The sequence below is a fragment of the Erwinia sp. 2186 genome, assembly GCF_057812255.1.
The window spans coordinates 974,120-988,639 of sequence record NZ_CM173824.1 but is presented as its reverse complement, the minus strand read 5'-3'; the positions used below and the strand labels follow the sequence as shown (position 1 = coordinate 988,639).

Genomic DNA, 14,520 nt, shown 5'->3' with positions numbered 1-14,520 from the left:
CATGATATGGCTTCAATCGTCTCCAGGATAAAAGTATGGCTGGCATTACGCTGCGACATATCGAAATTTTTCACGCCGTGGTCACCGCGGGCAACCTGACGGAAGCCGCTGCGTTGCTGCATACCTCGCAGCCCACCGTCAGCCGCGAACTGGCGCGTTTCGAAAAGCTGGTCGGCCTGAAGCTGTTCGACCGCGTGCGCGGCCGTTTGCAGCCCACGGTGCAGGGCCTGCGGCTGTTTGAAGAGGTTCAGCGTTCCTGGTATGGCCTGGACCGGATCGTCAGCGCCGCCGAAGGCCTGCGCCAGTTTCGTCAGGGTGAACTGTCAATTGCCTGCCTGCCGGTGTTTTCGCAGTCGCTGCTGCCGCTGTTTTGTCGGCCCTTTTTGCAACGCTACCCGGACGTCAGCCTGAACATTATTCCGCAGGAATCCCCGCTGCTTGAGGAGTGGCTCTCCGCGCAGCGCTACGATTTGGGGCTGACGGAAACCCGTCTGACGCCGGCCGGAACCGAGCGCACCGAGCTGTTTACCGGGAATGAAGTGTGCGTGCTGCCGGACGGTCATCCGCTGGCGGCGAAAGCCTGCTTAACGCCGGAGGATTTTGCCGGTGAGGATTACATCAGCCTGTCGCGAACCGACAGCTATCGCCAGTTGCTGGACAATCTGTTTCATGAGCAGGGCGTGCAAAGGAGGATGGTGCTGGAGACACACAGCGCGGCGTCGGTGTGTTCGATGGTCAGAGCCGGCGTCGGCGTGTCGATCGTCAACCCGCTGACCGCACTGGACTATGCCGGAAGCGGCGTGGTGATCAGGCGCTTCAGTATTGATGTGCCCTTTACCGTCAGCCTGGTCAGGCCACGCCACCGCCCTTCTTCGGCGCTGGTTGAGGCTTTCTGCGCCCATTTACTGCAGCACATCAGCCTGGTTAACCAGCGCCTTGCGGCGTTATTGCATTAAGCGTTGACGGTCTGCGCCTGTCCACGCGACGGACGGAAGGTAATCAGACAGAGGATCAGGCCGCCGACCGCCAGCACGGCGGCCGCAACCGGCACCGCCGTCAGGCCATAACCGCTGCCAATCACCGCGCCACCGGCCCAGGCACCAAAGGCGTTCCCGACGTTAAAGGCGGAGATATTCAGCGTCGACACCAGGTTCGGCGCCTCTTTACCGTGACGCACCACGTTGATCTGCAAACCCGGTACGGTGGCAAAGGTGGCCATCGCCCACAGGAACAGCGTCAGTTCGGCCAGCCACAGCGCATGGCTGGTCCAGCTGAAGATCAGTGAAAACACCGCGATCAGCGAGAAGCTCAGGATCAGGCTTAAGGACAGCTTGCGGTCCGCCAGCTTGCCGCCCAGAATATTGCCCACCGTTAACCCACCACCAATCAGGAACAGCGTCCAGCTGACGCCTTTGTCGCTGATGCCGGTCACCTGCAACAGCAGCGGCGCAATATAGCTGAATAGCGCAAACATCGCGGCGGCAAAGAACACCGTCATCAGCAGTGACAGCCACAGCTTGCCGTTCGCCAGCGCGCCAATTTCGCTGGCAAGGTGCACCGGCTTTTCATCGCGATTGGTGGGCAGGCTGACAATCAGGCCAATAAACGCCAGCACGCCAATCACCGACACGCCCCAGAAGGTGGCGCGCCAGCCGTACAGCTGACCAAACCAGGTGCCCAGCGGCACGCCAAGCACGTTCGCCAGCGTCAGGCCGGTAAACATCAGCGCCACCGCCGACGCCTGCTTGCCTGGCGCAACCAGACTGGCCGCAACCACCGCACCGATGCCGAAGAACGCACCGTGACAGAGGGCAGTAACGACGCGCGCCATCATCAGCAGGTTGTAGCTATAGGCCAGCGCACAGAGCCCGTTGCCAATAATGAAAATCACCATCAGCAGCATCAGCGTGCGTTTGCGCGGCAGCTTCGCCGTCAACAGCGCCATAATCGGTGCGCCAATGGCCACACCCAGCGCATAACCGCTGATCAGCCAGCCGGCGGAAGGAATGGAGACGCCGAGGTCTCCCGCCACTTCCGGCAGCAAGCCCATAATGACAAATTCCGTGGTGCCGATAGCAAACGCACTCAGCGCCAGCGCCAGTAAGGAAACAGGCATGTCACACTCTCCAAATAAATAACGGTCAGGCCAGAAGCCCGAGGGGGCATTCCCGGTTGCGGGGATTAAAAGTTTGATTCAGATCACATTAGCAATTAAAGCACAGCTTACCGGCGGCTTATAGATCGGGTCTGTCAAAGGTCTGTTGCTGATATCGCAATAATCGGCAAACTTTTCAGCAGTAAGTGTTATCCCGCTGAATTACGGGTTAAAAAAAACAGCGAAATTGCCATTTTTACGAAATCTTTATGGTCTATAATTTGCTTCATTCGGCTGTTACATAATACTTTCTGAACAATAGCTTCTAAGATTGATCTGACTTTTCCCGCTTCGGACGACGACAGATTGCCATCTGAGCCAGAAGCCGTAGGCTTTGAGCCTTGTTCAAATGATTAAAGTTTTGCGATGAAGAGCCGATACCTCGAATGGATTCACGGGCGTTTCCTGAGCTGTGCTTGATCGATTCATTACCGAGGAAGAAAGATGCGACGCGCTGTTTGCCTGCTTGCCCTGTTAGCCAGTGGCTGTTCGGTAGGAAAATATGAGTACAGCAAAGAAGCCGAAAAGCGGGTGGATATGACCGTCACCGGCATTCCGACCGTGCTCGGCGTCGGCACGCTGGGCACCACCATTCCGCTGACCGCAGACTACAGCCTAACCGCTGCACACGTCGCCAAATTCTCCCTGTATCGCGTCAAATCCTACCATCCTGAATGCGACCTTGCGGTGGTTTACCATAAGAATGGCAACGTCCCGCCGCCGCATTTCCGCAATGGCCACATTGGCGACAAAATCAATCTGTATGGCTACAGCTTTATCTCGGCGATGCCGGTGGCCTCAACCGGCACCAACCTGGTCAATACCGGGCTGAAGAACGACTGGAACAAGGTCAGCTGCGTGGTGGTGGCATCCGATGCGGGCGTGGTGAAAGGCATGTCCGGCGGCGCGGTGTATAACGCCTCGGACGATTCCATTGGCGGAGTGATTGTCGGCTATTCCAGCCGCATCAACGACCTGAAGTCGGGCAAAGAGCTGTATAAAAACGTTTCCCTGTACGTGCCTTATGCCCGCTTTAAAGACTGGCTGAACGACGCGATCAAATCATAGCCTCGCCCACATCACCGATCGGACAGCATAAAATCAACTGCCGCAGCCGCATGGATCGCGGTGGTATCGAACACCGGGATCGGGCAATCTTCCGCCTGCAGCAGTAAGCCAATTTCGGTACAGCCAAAGATAATACCTTCCGCGCCCTCGGCCACTAACCCGGCAATCACCTGTTGATAATATGCTTTCGACGCCGGGCTAAACTCGCCCAGACAGAGCTGTTCAAAGATGATGTGGTTTACTTCCTGCCGCGCGGCGGCATCGGGCACCAGGGTTTCAATGCCAAACTCGCTGGCCAGCGGCCCGCGATAGAAATCCTGCTCCATGGTGTAGCGCGTGCCCAGCAGCGCCACGCGGGACATCTTTTGCTGCTGAATGGCTTTGGCCGTGGCTTCCGCGATGTGCAGAAAAGGCAAACCGCTTTGCTCGACGATCGGCGCGGCGACTTTGTGCATGGTGTTAGTACAGAGCACGATGCCTTCCGCGCCGGCTTTTTTCAGCGCCAGCGCCGCATCGGCCAGCATCTGCCCGGCCCGATCCCAGTCGCCGCTGGCCTGACAGGCTTCAATCTCATGAAAGTCCACGCTGTACAGCACCAGCTTCGCCGAGTGCAGGCCACCCAGCCGCTGTTTGATCCCTTCATTGATCAGGCGGTAATACGGCACGGTGGATTCCCAACTCATGCCGCCAATCAGTCCCAAGGTTTTCATCATCGCGTCCTGGTGAAGGGCTAAAAATCAGTCCCTCACTATTCCGCATTCTTCGCTGCGGATCAATTTATCAGGCAGGAACCCACGGACCTTTTACTTCGCTATCAGAAAAACCTTCCGCCAGAATGCGTACCGTTGCGTCGCGCGGGGTGTTATCGCCCTGCCCCTGAATGCTGACGATATCTTGCGGGCAGGCGGAGAAGGCCACAAAGCAATCCATCTCGGCACGCAGCACGATGTAATCGCCCGGCCGGGTGACCACCGGTAGCGTTTTCAGGGTGAGGCCATCCGGCTGCACCTGAATATTCATAAAGATATTAAAGGAGGCCAGGTTGCCATGCGGCAGCGTCACACCCAGCTCGGCCATCCCTTCGTGCAGATTGTCATGGCAGTTACGGTGCGGCTCGGTACAGCCCAACAGCTCATAGCGACGGGCATCGCAGGCGGCCATAAAGGTATCGTGGACGCCAGGCGAGGTGTCGGCAACCACGGTCAAAATGGGATGGCGCTGGTTGGTGATAAAGCTGTCGCCGGTCTTCGGGTTCAGGCGCTGGTTCCAGACACGGGTCGCCTCCATACACATGTATTCGCTGACGTCATCGGCGTTATAGGCCCAGCAGTCGACAACCTGGGTGCCGTGGGTATTGATAACCTGCACCGCTTCGCCTTTTTTCAGGCGGAACGCTTTGCCATGACGCGCCGGGACAAGGTGTTCTTCGCGGCAGAGTGAGTCTTGTTGCATCGGATGCTCCTGGTTAGCCCGGCGAACGGGCGAGATAACGGGTCATCCGCCTCTCGGCCCGGCGGGCAAGATGATCGATAACGCTGCAAAGCAGCCAGTAAATCAGCGCCACCGCCAGATAGATCTCCAGCGGCGCGTAGGTTTCGGAAATCGCCTGTTTGGCGGCATACATAAATTCAGGCACCGACACCACCGACAGCAGCGCGGAGTCTTTAATCAGCCCGATCAGCAGCCCAACCAGCGGCGACAGCATCTGCGGCAGGGTTTGCGGCAGGATCACATCGCTGAAGGTGCGGAACCGTCCCAGCCCGAGAACGCGGGATGCCTCCCACTGACCGCGCGGCAATGCCTCAAGCCCGGCACGCAGGACCTGCGCGATATAGGGCGCGTAATACAATGTCAGTGCCACTACGCCCACCACCGGTGAGGAAAGGGTGATGTCGTATTCGGGCAGCACAAAATAGAGCAGATAAATCACCACCAGCAGCGGCAACCCCAGCGTAACCGAGCTGTAGAAACGCAGCAGCGGTTGCCAGAACGGCGCAGCCCGCATCAGTAACAGTGCCAGGGTTGAGCCGGCAATCAGTGAGGCGATCGCCGCCACCACGCACAGTTGCAGCGTCACCAGCATGCCCTGCCCCAGCGAAGGTGCAGCGGTAATAATTGCCTGCCAGTCCATTACGCTCTCCCCCGCTGTTCCAGCCAGCGCGCCGCCCGGATAAGCGGCAGCGCAATCAGTAAGTAACCCAGCGAAACCAGCAGCATCACCTGCGTGGCCTCATAGCTGCGGGCAATGACAATCTGCCCGGCATAGGTTAGCTCGGTCAGGGCGACCACCGATGCCAGCGGCGTGGTTTTCAGCAGGATGGTAAATTCATTGACTAACATCGGCAGGCTGGCGCGCATCACCTGTGGATTGATGATGTACCACCAGGTCAGCCAGCGGCTCAAACCCAGCGTTCTTGCCGCCTCCAGCTGGCCGCGAGAAACCAGACGCCGGTTTACCCGCAGGATTTCGGCGACATAGGCGCCGCTGTTCATGCCAATCGCCACAACGGCGGCCAGCAGAGGCTGGCCGCCCAGGCCTAACAACGGCAAGGTAAAGAACACCACAAAGAGCTGGACGATGGCGGGCGTGCCGCGCATCAGGCTGACATACAGTCGCCCAATCAGACGCGGCGGCCAGCTGCGGCAGAGTTGCAGGTAGCAGCCGATTTGGCCGAGTACCAGACTCACTAACGCCGCCAACGCAGTCAGTTCAAGCGTGACCAGTAAACCCCGGCCCAGCTCAGGCAGTCCTGCGGTGACTTCTGCATCCAGCCCCAACATCGCGTTATCCGCCCGTAAAGTCGTGAAGATTTTCCGCTACCGACAGCAGCAGCGGCGCCGGCTTATCGTTACCTTCAATGCCGGTACAGCAGGCCGAGGCGATAAACAGCGTATCCTGCACCACGCGGCAGGTAATGCTGTCGCCGGCTTGGGTCAGGTTCGGCTGTGGCCGAATGTCACCGTTGCGGGCCAGCTCAACATGCATAAACAGGTTGATCGGATCCGGCAGCTTCGGCACCGCCATCTGCAAACGAACCAGTTCCGCTTGTACCGCGTCATAGCAGCCCTGCTGCCCCTGATAGCCCTGCGCGCTCAGCCATGCCGTGGTCGAGGCGGGCAGCAGCAAATCGTGGCGGCGAACGCTGTCTTTCCCCAGCACCATCACCGGACGGCGGCGGTTGTTGACCATGCGCATCCCCGAGCCCAGCAGATAGCTGTTGCTGAACACGCGGGTGTGGTGGACCGACAGCCAGACATTCGGTTCAGCCAGGCTGAAACCATACAGGGACGCGACGGCACCGGCGTCTGCCGCAGCGATCCGCAGCAGCTGGCCGCGCAGCACTTTGATGCTGCCGACGGTTCCCGCTGCAACCCGGACGGGTTCAGCCAGGGTACGGGGAGTATCAGAGGCAAAGCCTTCTTTCATTAACAGCATTTCAGGCCTCGCTTAGGGTGTAACGGTCAGAAACGGTGATATCAATCGGGGTGACCTGCAGGCCGTTACCCGGAATAATGTCCTGCGGGCAGGAAGAGACGGCGCAAATGAGGTCGCACAGGGCTTCGAACACAATGCTGTCGCCGGCGCGGCTGTTAGGGTCGGTCACTTCCATCCGGCCATCGGCGGTCACCGGGCCATTCTGGAACAGGTTAAACGGCTCCGGCAGGCTGTAGTAAGTGACGCCAAATGGCTTCATGCCTTCCAGCAGGTTATCAACACAATTGCGGTGCCCTTCGACGCCGAAATCGATACTGAAACGCGTACGATCGCAGGCGGGCACGTTGGCATCGTGGATGCCAATGCTGTCCGAGACAATCTTCAGCATCGGCCGGTTTTCACTGGACCACAGCGCATCGCCCGGCTTAAAGAACAACGAGCGCAAGTGCTGACGGGTGTGAACCGGTGAAAGCTTCTCCTGGATATTCTCAGCGCTGACGGCGACAAAGTCGGCCGCCTGCTGGCCGAGGGTGTCGATAACGGTAATAAACTGGCCTTTACGCACGGTGAACGTCTGGCCGTGTCCGGCGGTAACATGGACATGTTGCTGGCACATAGTCTTATTCCTGCGGGATAAAGTTATCGGCAGGCACGACGATCGTGGTACCAAGGTATTGCTGCTGCAGTTTGGCCAGCTCGCCCGATTTCTGCATCGCCAGAATATGGTCACTGATGGCTTTGTTCAGCGCGACATCGTCTTTACGGGTAGCCCATGCCATCCACTGCGACGGACCCACTTCGCCCACCTGGCTCAGCTTAGCCGGGTATTTTTTGGCGACCGGGGCCAGCACCGCAATATCATCGATAACGAAATCGGCACGTTTGGTCATCAGGGCGCTGACCGTCTGATCCAGCGTATCCACGCTGATAATCTCAATCGGCTTCAGGCCTTTGCTTTTCAGCGTTTCGTTGAAGGTTTTCAGCAGCTGCTCGGGCACGCTGGTGCTTTTCGCCGCGCCGCGCAGGCCGGCCAGCGATTCAATGCTCAGCGGCTTAGCGCTGAATTTTCCGGCTTCATCTTTGCGGATCAGAATGCCGTTAACGGTTTTGCTGTAGGGAACGGTGAACAGCACTTTTTTTGCCCGCTCGGCATTGACGTTCAGCGAGGAGCCTTCGGCATTGAACGAGCCGGAAATCAGACCTGGGATGATGCCGTTGAACGCGGTCTTCTGAAAATCGAGTTTCACGCCGAGATCTTTCGACACCGACTGCATGATCGAGACGCTGTAGCCGATGATTTCGCCTTTATCGTTGGTGTACTCATACGGCGGAAAAGTGGGGTCAATACCGACGGTCATTTTGCCGCTGGCTTTGATGTCCGCCAGAGTATCTGCCTGAGCGAGGCCGCTGGCGCCTAAGGTCAGCATTGCAGCGAGGAGAAGCGTTATTTTTTTCATTGGTGTTTCCCATGGTGTTGGTGAAGTGCCTGTCAGAGCTAATTCACCTTTCGTGCCAGTTTTGCGCTGGCCCGTTTTCACGGGAGAGGAGGAAATTCCTTTTTCCTTTAAAATCACTGAGAAACAATTGTTTCTTTAGTGGGTAATATTTTTTCTCGGGTTTCTTTGGCCCTGTTTTCGCCATTTTTGACGGTGATTGAGGTGAACGTTGACGGTGCAATAACGCGCGGCGATTGCACTAAAAGCGTGCAGCTATTCCAGTTCGTCGAGCCACTGGTGGATGTTTTCGATCAACGCCAGCCGATCGCTACTGGCTTTGCCTTTCTCACGGGCCACCAGCGAGCAGAGAAGATTGCAAATGCCTGACAGAGAGGCGGTGCTGTCAAAGATCAGGCTGCCTTCCGTGTGGCAACGGATGATCCAGCTGGCCTGCTTCGCCGGTTTACCGGAGAGCACATCCGACAGATAAAGCATCGGCACCTTCAGCTCATTTAAGGCGTTCATCGCGCTATTCAGAGCCGGCATACGACGCCGCAGTCCGACGCAAATCGCCACATCTTCCGGGCCTAATGCGGCCAGAGATTCCGCCAGTGAATCCCCTGCTTTTGGCAGCAGCTGTACGTCGCGATGAACATGAACCAGATCGCGGTAGATCAGCGAGGCGATGGTCTGGCTGTGCCGCCAGCCAAGCACCACTACGCGGCGCGCTTGAGCAATCGCGCTGACCACATCGGCCAGCTGTTGGGCATCCAGCGAACGGTAGGTATTAACCAGGTTGGCAATTTCGCGCTCCAGATGGCTCTGGATCAGCGAATCCAGGCCCGAGGTTGCCTGAAACTGTTGCAGATAAAGGGGCGATCCGCCGCTTTGCAGCTCGCGCACCTGACGACGGGCGGCGTCAAAGCTTTCGTAGCCCAGATGTCGGAAAAAACGGGTGGTGGTGGCTTTAGAGACGCCAGCGCTTTGCGCCAGTTCCGTTGCCGTGTTCATGGCCAGCTGACCGGGTGCCGCAAGGATCACATCCGCTAAACGCTGCTCATGGGCTGAGAGTTGATCCCAGCACTGTCTGATGCGGCTCTCAAGCGAGGCCTGTTTCGCGCTCATCTGTCTTCCTGATGAAAAAAACAATCCTGCAAAGCGCGTGCCCGCTTTTCGCAGGGATCTAAAAAAGGGGCGAATTGCTTCGCCCCTTTTGCTGTTTTTTACGACGACATTACTTGCCCGATGGACGCATTGCCGGGAACAGGATCACGTCACGGATGGTGTGGCTGTTGGTAAACAGCATCACCATACGATCGATCCCGATGCCCAGACCGGCCGTGGGTGGCAGGCCGTGCTCCAGTGCGGTCACGTAGTCTTCGTCATAGAACATGGCTTCGTCATCGCCCGCATCCTTGGCATTCACCTGCTGCAGGAAACGCTCGGCCTGATCCTGAGCATCGTTCAGCTCGGAGAAGCCGTTACCGATTTCACGCCCGCCGATAAAGAACTCGAAGCGGTCGGTGATTTCCGGGTTCTCGTCGTTACGACGCGCCAGCGGGGACACTTCAGCCGGGTATTCGGTAATGAAGGTTGGCTGGATCAGATGGCTTTCTGCGGTCTCTTCGAAGATCTCAGTGACCAGACGGCCCAGGCCCCAGCTCTTCTCGATTTTGATGCCCAGTGACTGCGCGATGGCGGCCGCTTTATCAAAATCATCCAGATCGGCGAGGTTGGTTTCCGGACGGTATTTCAGGATCGCTTCTTTCATCGTCAGCTTGTCGAACGGCTTACCGAAGTCGAATTCCTGCTCGCCGTAAGGCACCACGGTGTTGCCGAGAATGTCCTGCGCCAGCGTACGGAACAGGCTTTCGGTCAGTTCGATCAGATCTTTGTAATCCGCATACGCCATATAGAGTTCCATCATGGTGAACTCTGGGTTATGACGTGGCGAAATACCTTCGTTACGGAAGTTACGGTTGATCTCAAACACGCGATCGAAACCGCCAACCACCAGACGCTTCAGATACAGTTCCGGCGCAATACGCAGGTACATATCAATATCCAGCGCATTATGATGGGTGGTAAACGGACGGGCAGACGCACCGCCAGGGATCACCTGCATCATTGGGGTTTCAACTTCCATAAACTCGCGGCCAACCATAAAGCTGCGGATACCCGCCATGATTTGCGAACGAATTTTGAAGGTTTTACGCGACTCTTCGTTGGCGATCAGATCCAGATAACGCTGACGATAGCGGGTTTCCTGATCGGCCAGGCCGTGGAACTTGTCCGGCAGCGGGCGCAGAGCTTTGGTCAGCAGACGCAGTTCGCTACAGTGGATCGACAGCTCGCCGGTTTTGGTTTTGAACAGCTTACCGCGCGCGCCGACGATGTCGCCAAGGTCCCACTTCTTAAACTGCTCGTTGTAGATGCCTTCCGCCAGATCGTCACGGGAAACGTACAGCTGGATGCGGCCGCCGACGTCCTGCAAGGTGACGAAAGAGGCTTTACCCATGATGCGACGGGTCATCATACGACCGGCCACGCTCACTTCGACGCCCAGTGCTTCCAGCTCTTCGTTCTCGCGTCCGTCGTACTCAGCATGCAGCTGTTCGGAGATGTGGTCACGGCGGAAATCGTTCGGGAATGCCACGCCGTTTTCACGCAGCGCGCTGAGTTTTTCGCGACGTGCTTTCAGTTCGTTATTCAGCTCAAGTGCGACGTCAGCGCCCTGCGGTTGTTGTTCAGACATGTCAGTTCCTTATAGCCCTGCTTTCAAGCTTGCTTCAATAAAACGGTCCAGATCGCCATCCAGCACCGCCTGAGTATTACGGGTCTCTACGCCGGTGCGCAGATCCTTGATACGTGAATCATCGAGCACGTATGAACGGATCTGGCTTCCCCAGCCGATGTCAGACTTGTTGTCTTCTAGCGACTGTTTCTCAGCATTTTTCTTCTGCATTTCCAGCTCGTACAGCTTCGCCTTCATCTGCTTCATCGCCTGGTCTTTGTTCTTGTGCTGAGAACGGTCATTCTGACACTGGGTTACGGTGTTGGTCGGCAGGTGAGTAATACGTACCGCCGACTCGGTCCGGTTAACGTGCTGACCACCCGCGCCTGAGGCACGGTAGACGTCAATACGCAGGTCGGCCGGATTGATTTCGATATCGATATCGTCATCCACTTCCGGATAAACGAAAGCCGAGCTGAAAGAGGTGTGACGGCGGCCGCCGGAGTCAAATGGACTCTTACGCACCAGGCGGTGAACGCCGGTTTCGGTACGCAGCCAGCCGAAAGCATAATCGCCGATAATCCGCAGCGTCGCGGATTTGGTTCCGGCAACCTCGCCTTCGGACTCTTCAATGATTTCGGTCTTGAAGCCTTTGGCTTCTGCCCAGCGCAGGTACATACGGACCAGCATGCCGGCCCAGTCCTGGGCTTCGGTGCCGCCAGAACCTGCCTGAATATCAATGTAGCAGTCCGCACTGTCGTACTCGCCGGAGAACATGCGGCGGAATTCTAACTCGCCGAGCTTTTTCTCAAGCACGTCGAGTTCAGCAATGGTTTCGTTGAAGGTTTCTTCATCGTCGGCTTCGACCGCCAGTTCCAGCAGGCCCCTGACATCTTCGAGTCCCTGCTCCATCTGATCCAGCGTGTCGACGATGGCTTCGAGCGAGGAACGCTCTTTACCCAGCGCCTGGGCGCGATCGGGTTCGTTCCAGACGTCGGGCTGTTCCAGCTCGGCGTTAACTTCTTCTAAACGTTCTTTCTTGGCATCGTAGTCAAAGATACCCCCTGAGAACGCCACTGCGCTCAGAGAGATCCTGAATTCGGTTCTTTACCGGATTAATTTCAAACATGATTTTAGAATCTTTTAAGGACATGAATGTAACTAAGCAGTTTAACCGAATTTGCCTGCGGATTGTAGCGCTGAAGAGGCGGCAATTTCGGCCAGCGGGAGGAAATTTGCCGCTGGCCGGTGTCGGTGTTTACAGCGGCCAGAGATGATCGATGATCAGCTGCACGCTGCGGTTGCCGCGAAACTCGTTGATGTCCAGTTTGTAAGCCAGCTCAACCTGCCTGACGCTCGGGTCCGGCCACTGGGTGGTGTCGATGTTAAAGGCGATACCATCCAGCAACGGGCCGCCGCCCAGCGGTTCAATCATCACCTTAAGGTGACGCTCGCCAACCAGACGCTGCTGGATCAGCTTAAATTTACCGTCGAACTGCGGTTCCGGGAACGCCTGTCCCCACGGACCCGCTTCACGCAGCAGTTCTGCGGTGGTAAGCGTCAGCTCCTGCGCCATCAGTTCGCCATCGGACCAGACCACGCCCTGCAGCGCTTCCGCATCCAGCCATTCACCCACCAGATCGCCAAAGTGCTGACGGAACCGATCAAAATTCGCCTCTTCCAGCGACAGTCCGGCCGCCATTGCATGGCCACCAAACTTAATGATCAATCCAGGGTGCAGCGTATCCAGCCGCTCCAGCGCATCGCGCATATGCAGCCCGGCGATGGAACGACCGGAGCCTTTTAGCGTGCCGTCGCCGGAAGGAGCAAAGGCAATCACCGGACGGTGGAAACGCTCTTTCAGCCGCGAGGCCAGAATGCCGACCACGCCCTGATGCCATTCCGGGTGATACATGGCGATGCCCAGTGGCAGCGCTTCGTCTTTGCTTTCCAGCGCATCGCACAGGGCCAGCGCTTCGGTCTGCATTCCCTGCTCAATCTCTTTGCGCGTTTGGTTTAACGCATCCAGCTCGCTGGCCAGCATGCGCGCCTGCGCAATGTCTTCACTCAGCAGCAGCGCCACGCCGACCGACATATCGTCCAGCCTGCCCGCCGCATTCAGCCGTGGCCCCAGCGCAAAACCTAAATCACTGGCGGCGAGCTGGCGGGGATCGCGGTTAGCAATCTCCAGCAGCGCCTTAATGCCGGCACGGCATTTGCCGGCGCGGATACGACTTAAGCCCTGCCAGACCAGAATGCGGTTGTTGGCATCCAGCGGCACCACGTCGGCAACCGTGCCCAGCGCGACCAAATCCAGCAGCTCGGCCAGGTTCGGCAGCACTTCAACGCCGCTGTCGCGCAAACGCGCGCGCAACGCCAGCATCAGGTAAAAGGCCACGCCCACGCCCGCCAGCGAGCGGGACGGAAACGCGCAGTCTTCCAGATTCGGGTTAACGATCGCTTCCGCCGCCGGCAGCGTTTCGCCAGGCAGGTGGTGATCGGTGATTACCACCGAAATCCCCTTCTCATGCGCCAGATCCACGCCAGCATGGGAAGAGATGCCGTTATCCACGGTGACGATTAACTGCGCGCCCCGCGCTGCCGCTTGCTCAACCACTTCCGGACTCAGGCCGTAACCATCGTCAAAACGGTTAGGCACCAGGTATTTGATGTTGCGGCCGCCCATGCTGCGCAGCGCCAGCACCGTCAACGCGGTGCTGGTGGCGCCATCGGCATCAAAATCTCCGACAATCATTATGCACAGGTTATCGGCGAGGGCTTTTTGCAGGATTTCAGCAGCGCGCTCAATGCCGGACAGGGAATGGAACGGGTGCAGATTTTTTGCCCCGCGCTCCAGTTCAGCCGCTTGCAGAACACCCCGGTGCAGATACAGACGGCGAAGCAGAGGATGGAGTTCGTCAGGGAGCTCGGCTCCTTCCACCGCCTGGCGGCGGCGGAGTTCGGTTGGGCTAGTCAAAACGATTAGCCACCCGCTTTCTGGCTATCAAGAAGCTGTTTCATTTCCTGCGGCCCCTGATAACCTGGGATCATCATGCCGTTCTGCAACAGAATGGCTGGCGTGCCCTGGATGCCGTACAGGATCCCCAGCTTGTAGTGCTGAGACAGGTCGATTTTGCAATCAATCGGTGACACTTCGCCGCCGTTCATCGCGGTGGTGAAGGCCTTTTTACGATTGGCAGCACACCAGACGGATTCCATGTTTTTCGCCACCTGGCCATTCATCCCTTCACGTGGGAAGGCGAGGTAACGCACGGTGATCCCCAGCGCGTTATAGTCAGCCATCTGTGAGTGCAGCTTGCGGCAGTAGCCACAGGTGATATCGGTGAACACCGTAATCACATGCTGCTCTTTTGGCGCTTTGTAAACGATCATTTGATCGCTCAGCGCCTCGACTTTCTTCTCCAGCAGCTTATTGGTGACGTTGACCGGCTGGCCACCGCTAACATCATACAGCGGCCCCTGAATAAACTGCTTGCCGTCTTCGGTCACGTAGAGCACGCCGCTCTCGGTCAGCACGGTTTTCATGCCTGGCAAAGGGGAAGGCTGGATTTCAGTCTGCTGCAGACCCAATTTCTTCAGCGATTGCTGAATGGCGGCATCGTCTGCGTGTGCCACACCGCTAATGGCGGCGATCAGCAGAGAAAGTACCAGGTAAGGCTTTTTCATCGTT

At 57.5% G+C, this 14,520-nt stretch carries 15 protein-coding genes; 2 read left to right on the top strand and 13 right to left on the bottom strand.

The features are described 5' to 3' along the window. The first annotated feature begins 35 nt into the window (after window positions 1–35). Window positions 36–956 (top strand): LysR family transcriptional regulator, encoded by a 921-nt coding sequence (locus tag ACXKZG_RS04605; protein WP_346599159.1) that lies wholly within the window; start codon window positions 36–38, stop codon window positions 954–956. On the opposite strand, the gene ACXKZG_RS04600 is transcribed toward ACXKZG_RS04605, so the two are convergent. Next, window positions 953–2,116, bottom strand: a complete 1,164-nt coding sequence (locus tag ACXKZG_RS04600; protein ID WP_265908575.1) for an MFS transporter — start codon at window positions 2,114–2,116, stop codon at window positions 953–955. The genes ACXKZG_RS04605 and ACXKZG_RS04600 overlap by 4 nt on opposite strands. 483 nt (window positions 2,117–2,599) lie before the next feature. Between ACXKZG_RS04600 and ACXKZG_RS04595 the strand changes: the two genes are divergently transcribed. After that, a complete protein-coding gene (locus ACXKZG_RS04595; protein ID WP_013203629.1) occupies window positions 2,600–3,223 on the top strand; it encodes a hypothetical protein in 624 nt (207 codons plus the stop codon). An 11-nt stretch (window positions 3,224–3,234) separates the two neighbouring features. On the opposite strand, the gene ACXKZG_RS04590 is transcribed toward ACXKZG_RS04595, so the two are convergent. The 12 genes from ACXKZG_RS04590 to dsbC all read right to left on the bottom strand — a co-directional run bounded on the left by ACXKZG_RS04590 (window position 3,235) and on the right by dsbC (window position 14,516). Then, window positions 3,235–3,933, bottom strand: a complete 699-nt coding sequence (locus ACXKZG_RS04590; protein WP_488876225.1) for an amino acid racemase — start codon at window positions 3,931–3,933, stop codon at window positions 3,235–3,237. 70 nt (window positions 3,934–4,003) lie between these two features. After that, a complete protein-coding gene (locus ACXKZG_RS04585) occupies window positions 4,004–4,675 on the bottom strand; it encodes a DUF1989 domain-containing protein (protein WP_013203631.1) in 672 nt (223 codons plus the stop codon). Window positions 4,676–4,688: 13 nt separating this feature from the next. Continuing rightward, complete coding sequence (locus ACXKZG_RS04580; protein ID WP_013203632.1) at window positions 4,689–5,354, bottom strand: amino acid ABC transporter permease; 666 nt, start codon at window positions 5,352–5,354, stop codon at window positions 4,689–4,691. Further along, window positions 5,354–6,004, bottom strand: a complete 651-nt coding sequence (locus ACXKZG_RS04575; protein WP_013203633.1) for an amino acid ABC transporter permease — start codon at window positions 6,002–6,004, stop codon at window positions 5,354–5,356. Before ACXKZG_RS04575 ends, ACXKZG_RS04580 begins: the two co-directional genes overlap by 1 nt. A gap of 4 nt (window positions 6,005–6,008) precedes the next feature. Further along, window positions 6,009–6,659, bottom strand: coding sequence for an urea carboxylase-associated family protein (locus ACXKZG_RS04570; RefSeq protein ID WP_013203634.1), 651 nt, complete (start codon window positions 6,657–6,659; stop codon window positions 6,009–6,011). 1 nt (window position 6,660) lies between these two features. After that, window positions 6,661–7,275 carry a DUF1989 domain-containing protein gene (locus ACXKZG_RS04565; RefSeq protein ID WP_134822665.1) on the bottom strand — a complete coding sequence of 205 codons (615 nt, stop codon included), beginning with the start codon at window positions 7,273–7,275 and terminating at the stop codon, window positions 6,661–6,663. Between the two features lie 4 nt (window positions 7,276–7,279). Next, a complete protein-coding gene (locus ACXKZG_RS04560) occupies window positions 7,280–8,116 on the bottom strand; it encodes a transporter substrate-binding domain-containing protein (RefSeq protein ID WP_488875775.1) in 837 nt (278 codons plus the stop codon). 252 nt (window positions 8,117–8,368) lie between these two features. Continuing rightward, window positions 8,369–9,220 (bottom strand): MurR/RpiR family transcriptional regulator, encoded by an 852-nt coding sequence (locus ACXKZG_RS04555; protein ID WP_013203638.1) that lies wholly within the window; start codon window positions 9,218–9,220, stop codon window positions 8,369–8,371. Between the two features lie 109 nt (window positions 9,221–9,329). Next, entirely contained in the window at window positions 9,330–10,850 is a 1,521-nt protein-coding gene (lysS, locus tag ACXKZG_RS04550) for a lysine--tRNA ligase (RefSeq protein WP_105760107.1), read from the bottom strand. A 9-nt stretch (window positions 10,851–10,859) separates the two neighbouring features. Beyond that, a protein-coding gene (gene prfB, locus ACXKZG_RS04545; RefSeq protein ID WP_105760302.1) for a peptide chain release factor 2 occupies window positions 10,860–11,958 on the bottom strand; the annotation gives its coding sequence in 2 pieces (ribosomal slippage) (window positions 10,860–11,882 and window positions 11,884–11,958; 1,098 coding nt in all). Window positions 11,959–12,087: 129 nt separating this feature from the next. Further along, window positions 12,088–13,806, bottom strand: a complete 1,719-nt coding sequence (gene recJ, locus ACXKZG_RS04540) for a single-stranded-DNA-specific exonuclease RecJ (RefSeq protein WP_013203641.1) — start codon at window positions 13,804–13,806, stop codon at window positions 12,088–12,090. Between the two features lie 5 nt (window positions 13,807–13,811). After that, window positions 13,812–14,516, bottom strand: a complete 705-nt coding sequence (gene dsbC / locus ACXKZG_RS04535; protein ID WP_488875774.1) for a bifunctional protein-disulfide isomerase/oxidoreductase DsbC — start codon at window positions 14,514–14,516, stop codon at window positions 13,812–13,814. Window positions 14,517–14,520: the final 4 nt, after the last annotated feature.

Bases quoted from the DNA above. Each gene is read 5' to 3' on its own strand.
- ACXKZG_RS04565 (WP_134822665.1), bottom strand. From the start codon at position 7,275: ATGTGCCAGCAACATGTCCATGTTACCGCCGGACACGGCCAGACGTTC.
- dsbC (WP_488875774.1), bottom strand. From the start codon at position 14,516: ATGAAAAAGCCTTACCTGGTACTTTCTCTGCTGATCGCCGCCATTAGC.
- lysS (WP_105760107.1), bottom strand. From the start codon at position 10,850: ATGTCTGAACAACAACCGCAGGGCGCTGACGTCGCACTTGAGCTGAAT.
- ACXKZG_RS04585 (WP_013203631.1), bottom strand. From the start codon at position 4,675: ATGCAACAAGACTCACTCTGCCGCGAAGAACACCTTGTCCCGGCGCGT.
- ACXKZG_RS04560 (WP_488875775.1), bottom strand. From the start codon at position 8,116: ATGAAAAAAATAACGCTTCTCCTCGCTGCAATGCTGACCTTAGGCGCC.
- ACXKZG_RS04575 (WP_013203633.1), bottom strand. From the start codon at position 6,004: ATGTTGGGGCTGGATGCAGAAGTCACCGCAGGACTGCCTGAGCTGGGC.
- ACXKZG_RS04595 (WP_013203629.1), top strand. From the start codon at position 2,600: ATGCGACGCGCTGTTTGCCTGCTTGCCCTGTTAGCCAGTGGCTGTTCG.
- ACXKZG_RS04590 (WP_488876225.1), bottom strand. From the start codon at position 3,933: ATGAAAACCTTGGGACTGATTGGCGGCATGAGTTGGGAATCCACCGTG.
- ACXKZG_RS04555 (WP_013203638.1), bottom strand. From the start codon at position 9,220: ATGAGCGCGAAACAGGCCTCGCTTGAGAGCCGCATCAGACAGTGCTGG.
- ACXKZG_RS04605 (WP_346599159.1), top strand. From the start codon at position 36: ATGGCTGGCATTACGCTGCGACATATCGAAATTTTTCACGCCGTGGTC.
- ACXKZG_RS04580 (WP_013203632.1), bottom strand. From the start codon at position 5,354: ATGGACTGGCAGGCAATTATTACCGCTGCACCTTCGCTGGGGCAGGGC.
- ACXKZG_RS04570 (WP_013203634.1), bottom strand. From the start codon at position 6,659: ATGCTGTTAATGAAAGAAGGCTTTGCCTCTGATACTCCCCGTACCCTG.
- ACXKZG_RS04600 (WP_265908575.1), bottom strand. From the start codon at position 2,116: ATGCCTGTTTCCTTACTGGCGCTGGCGCTGAGTGCGTTTGCTATCGGC.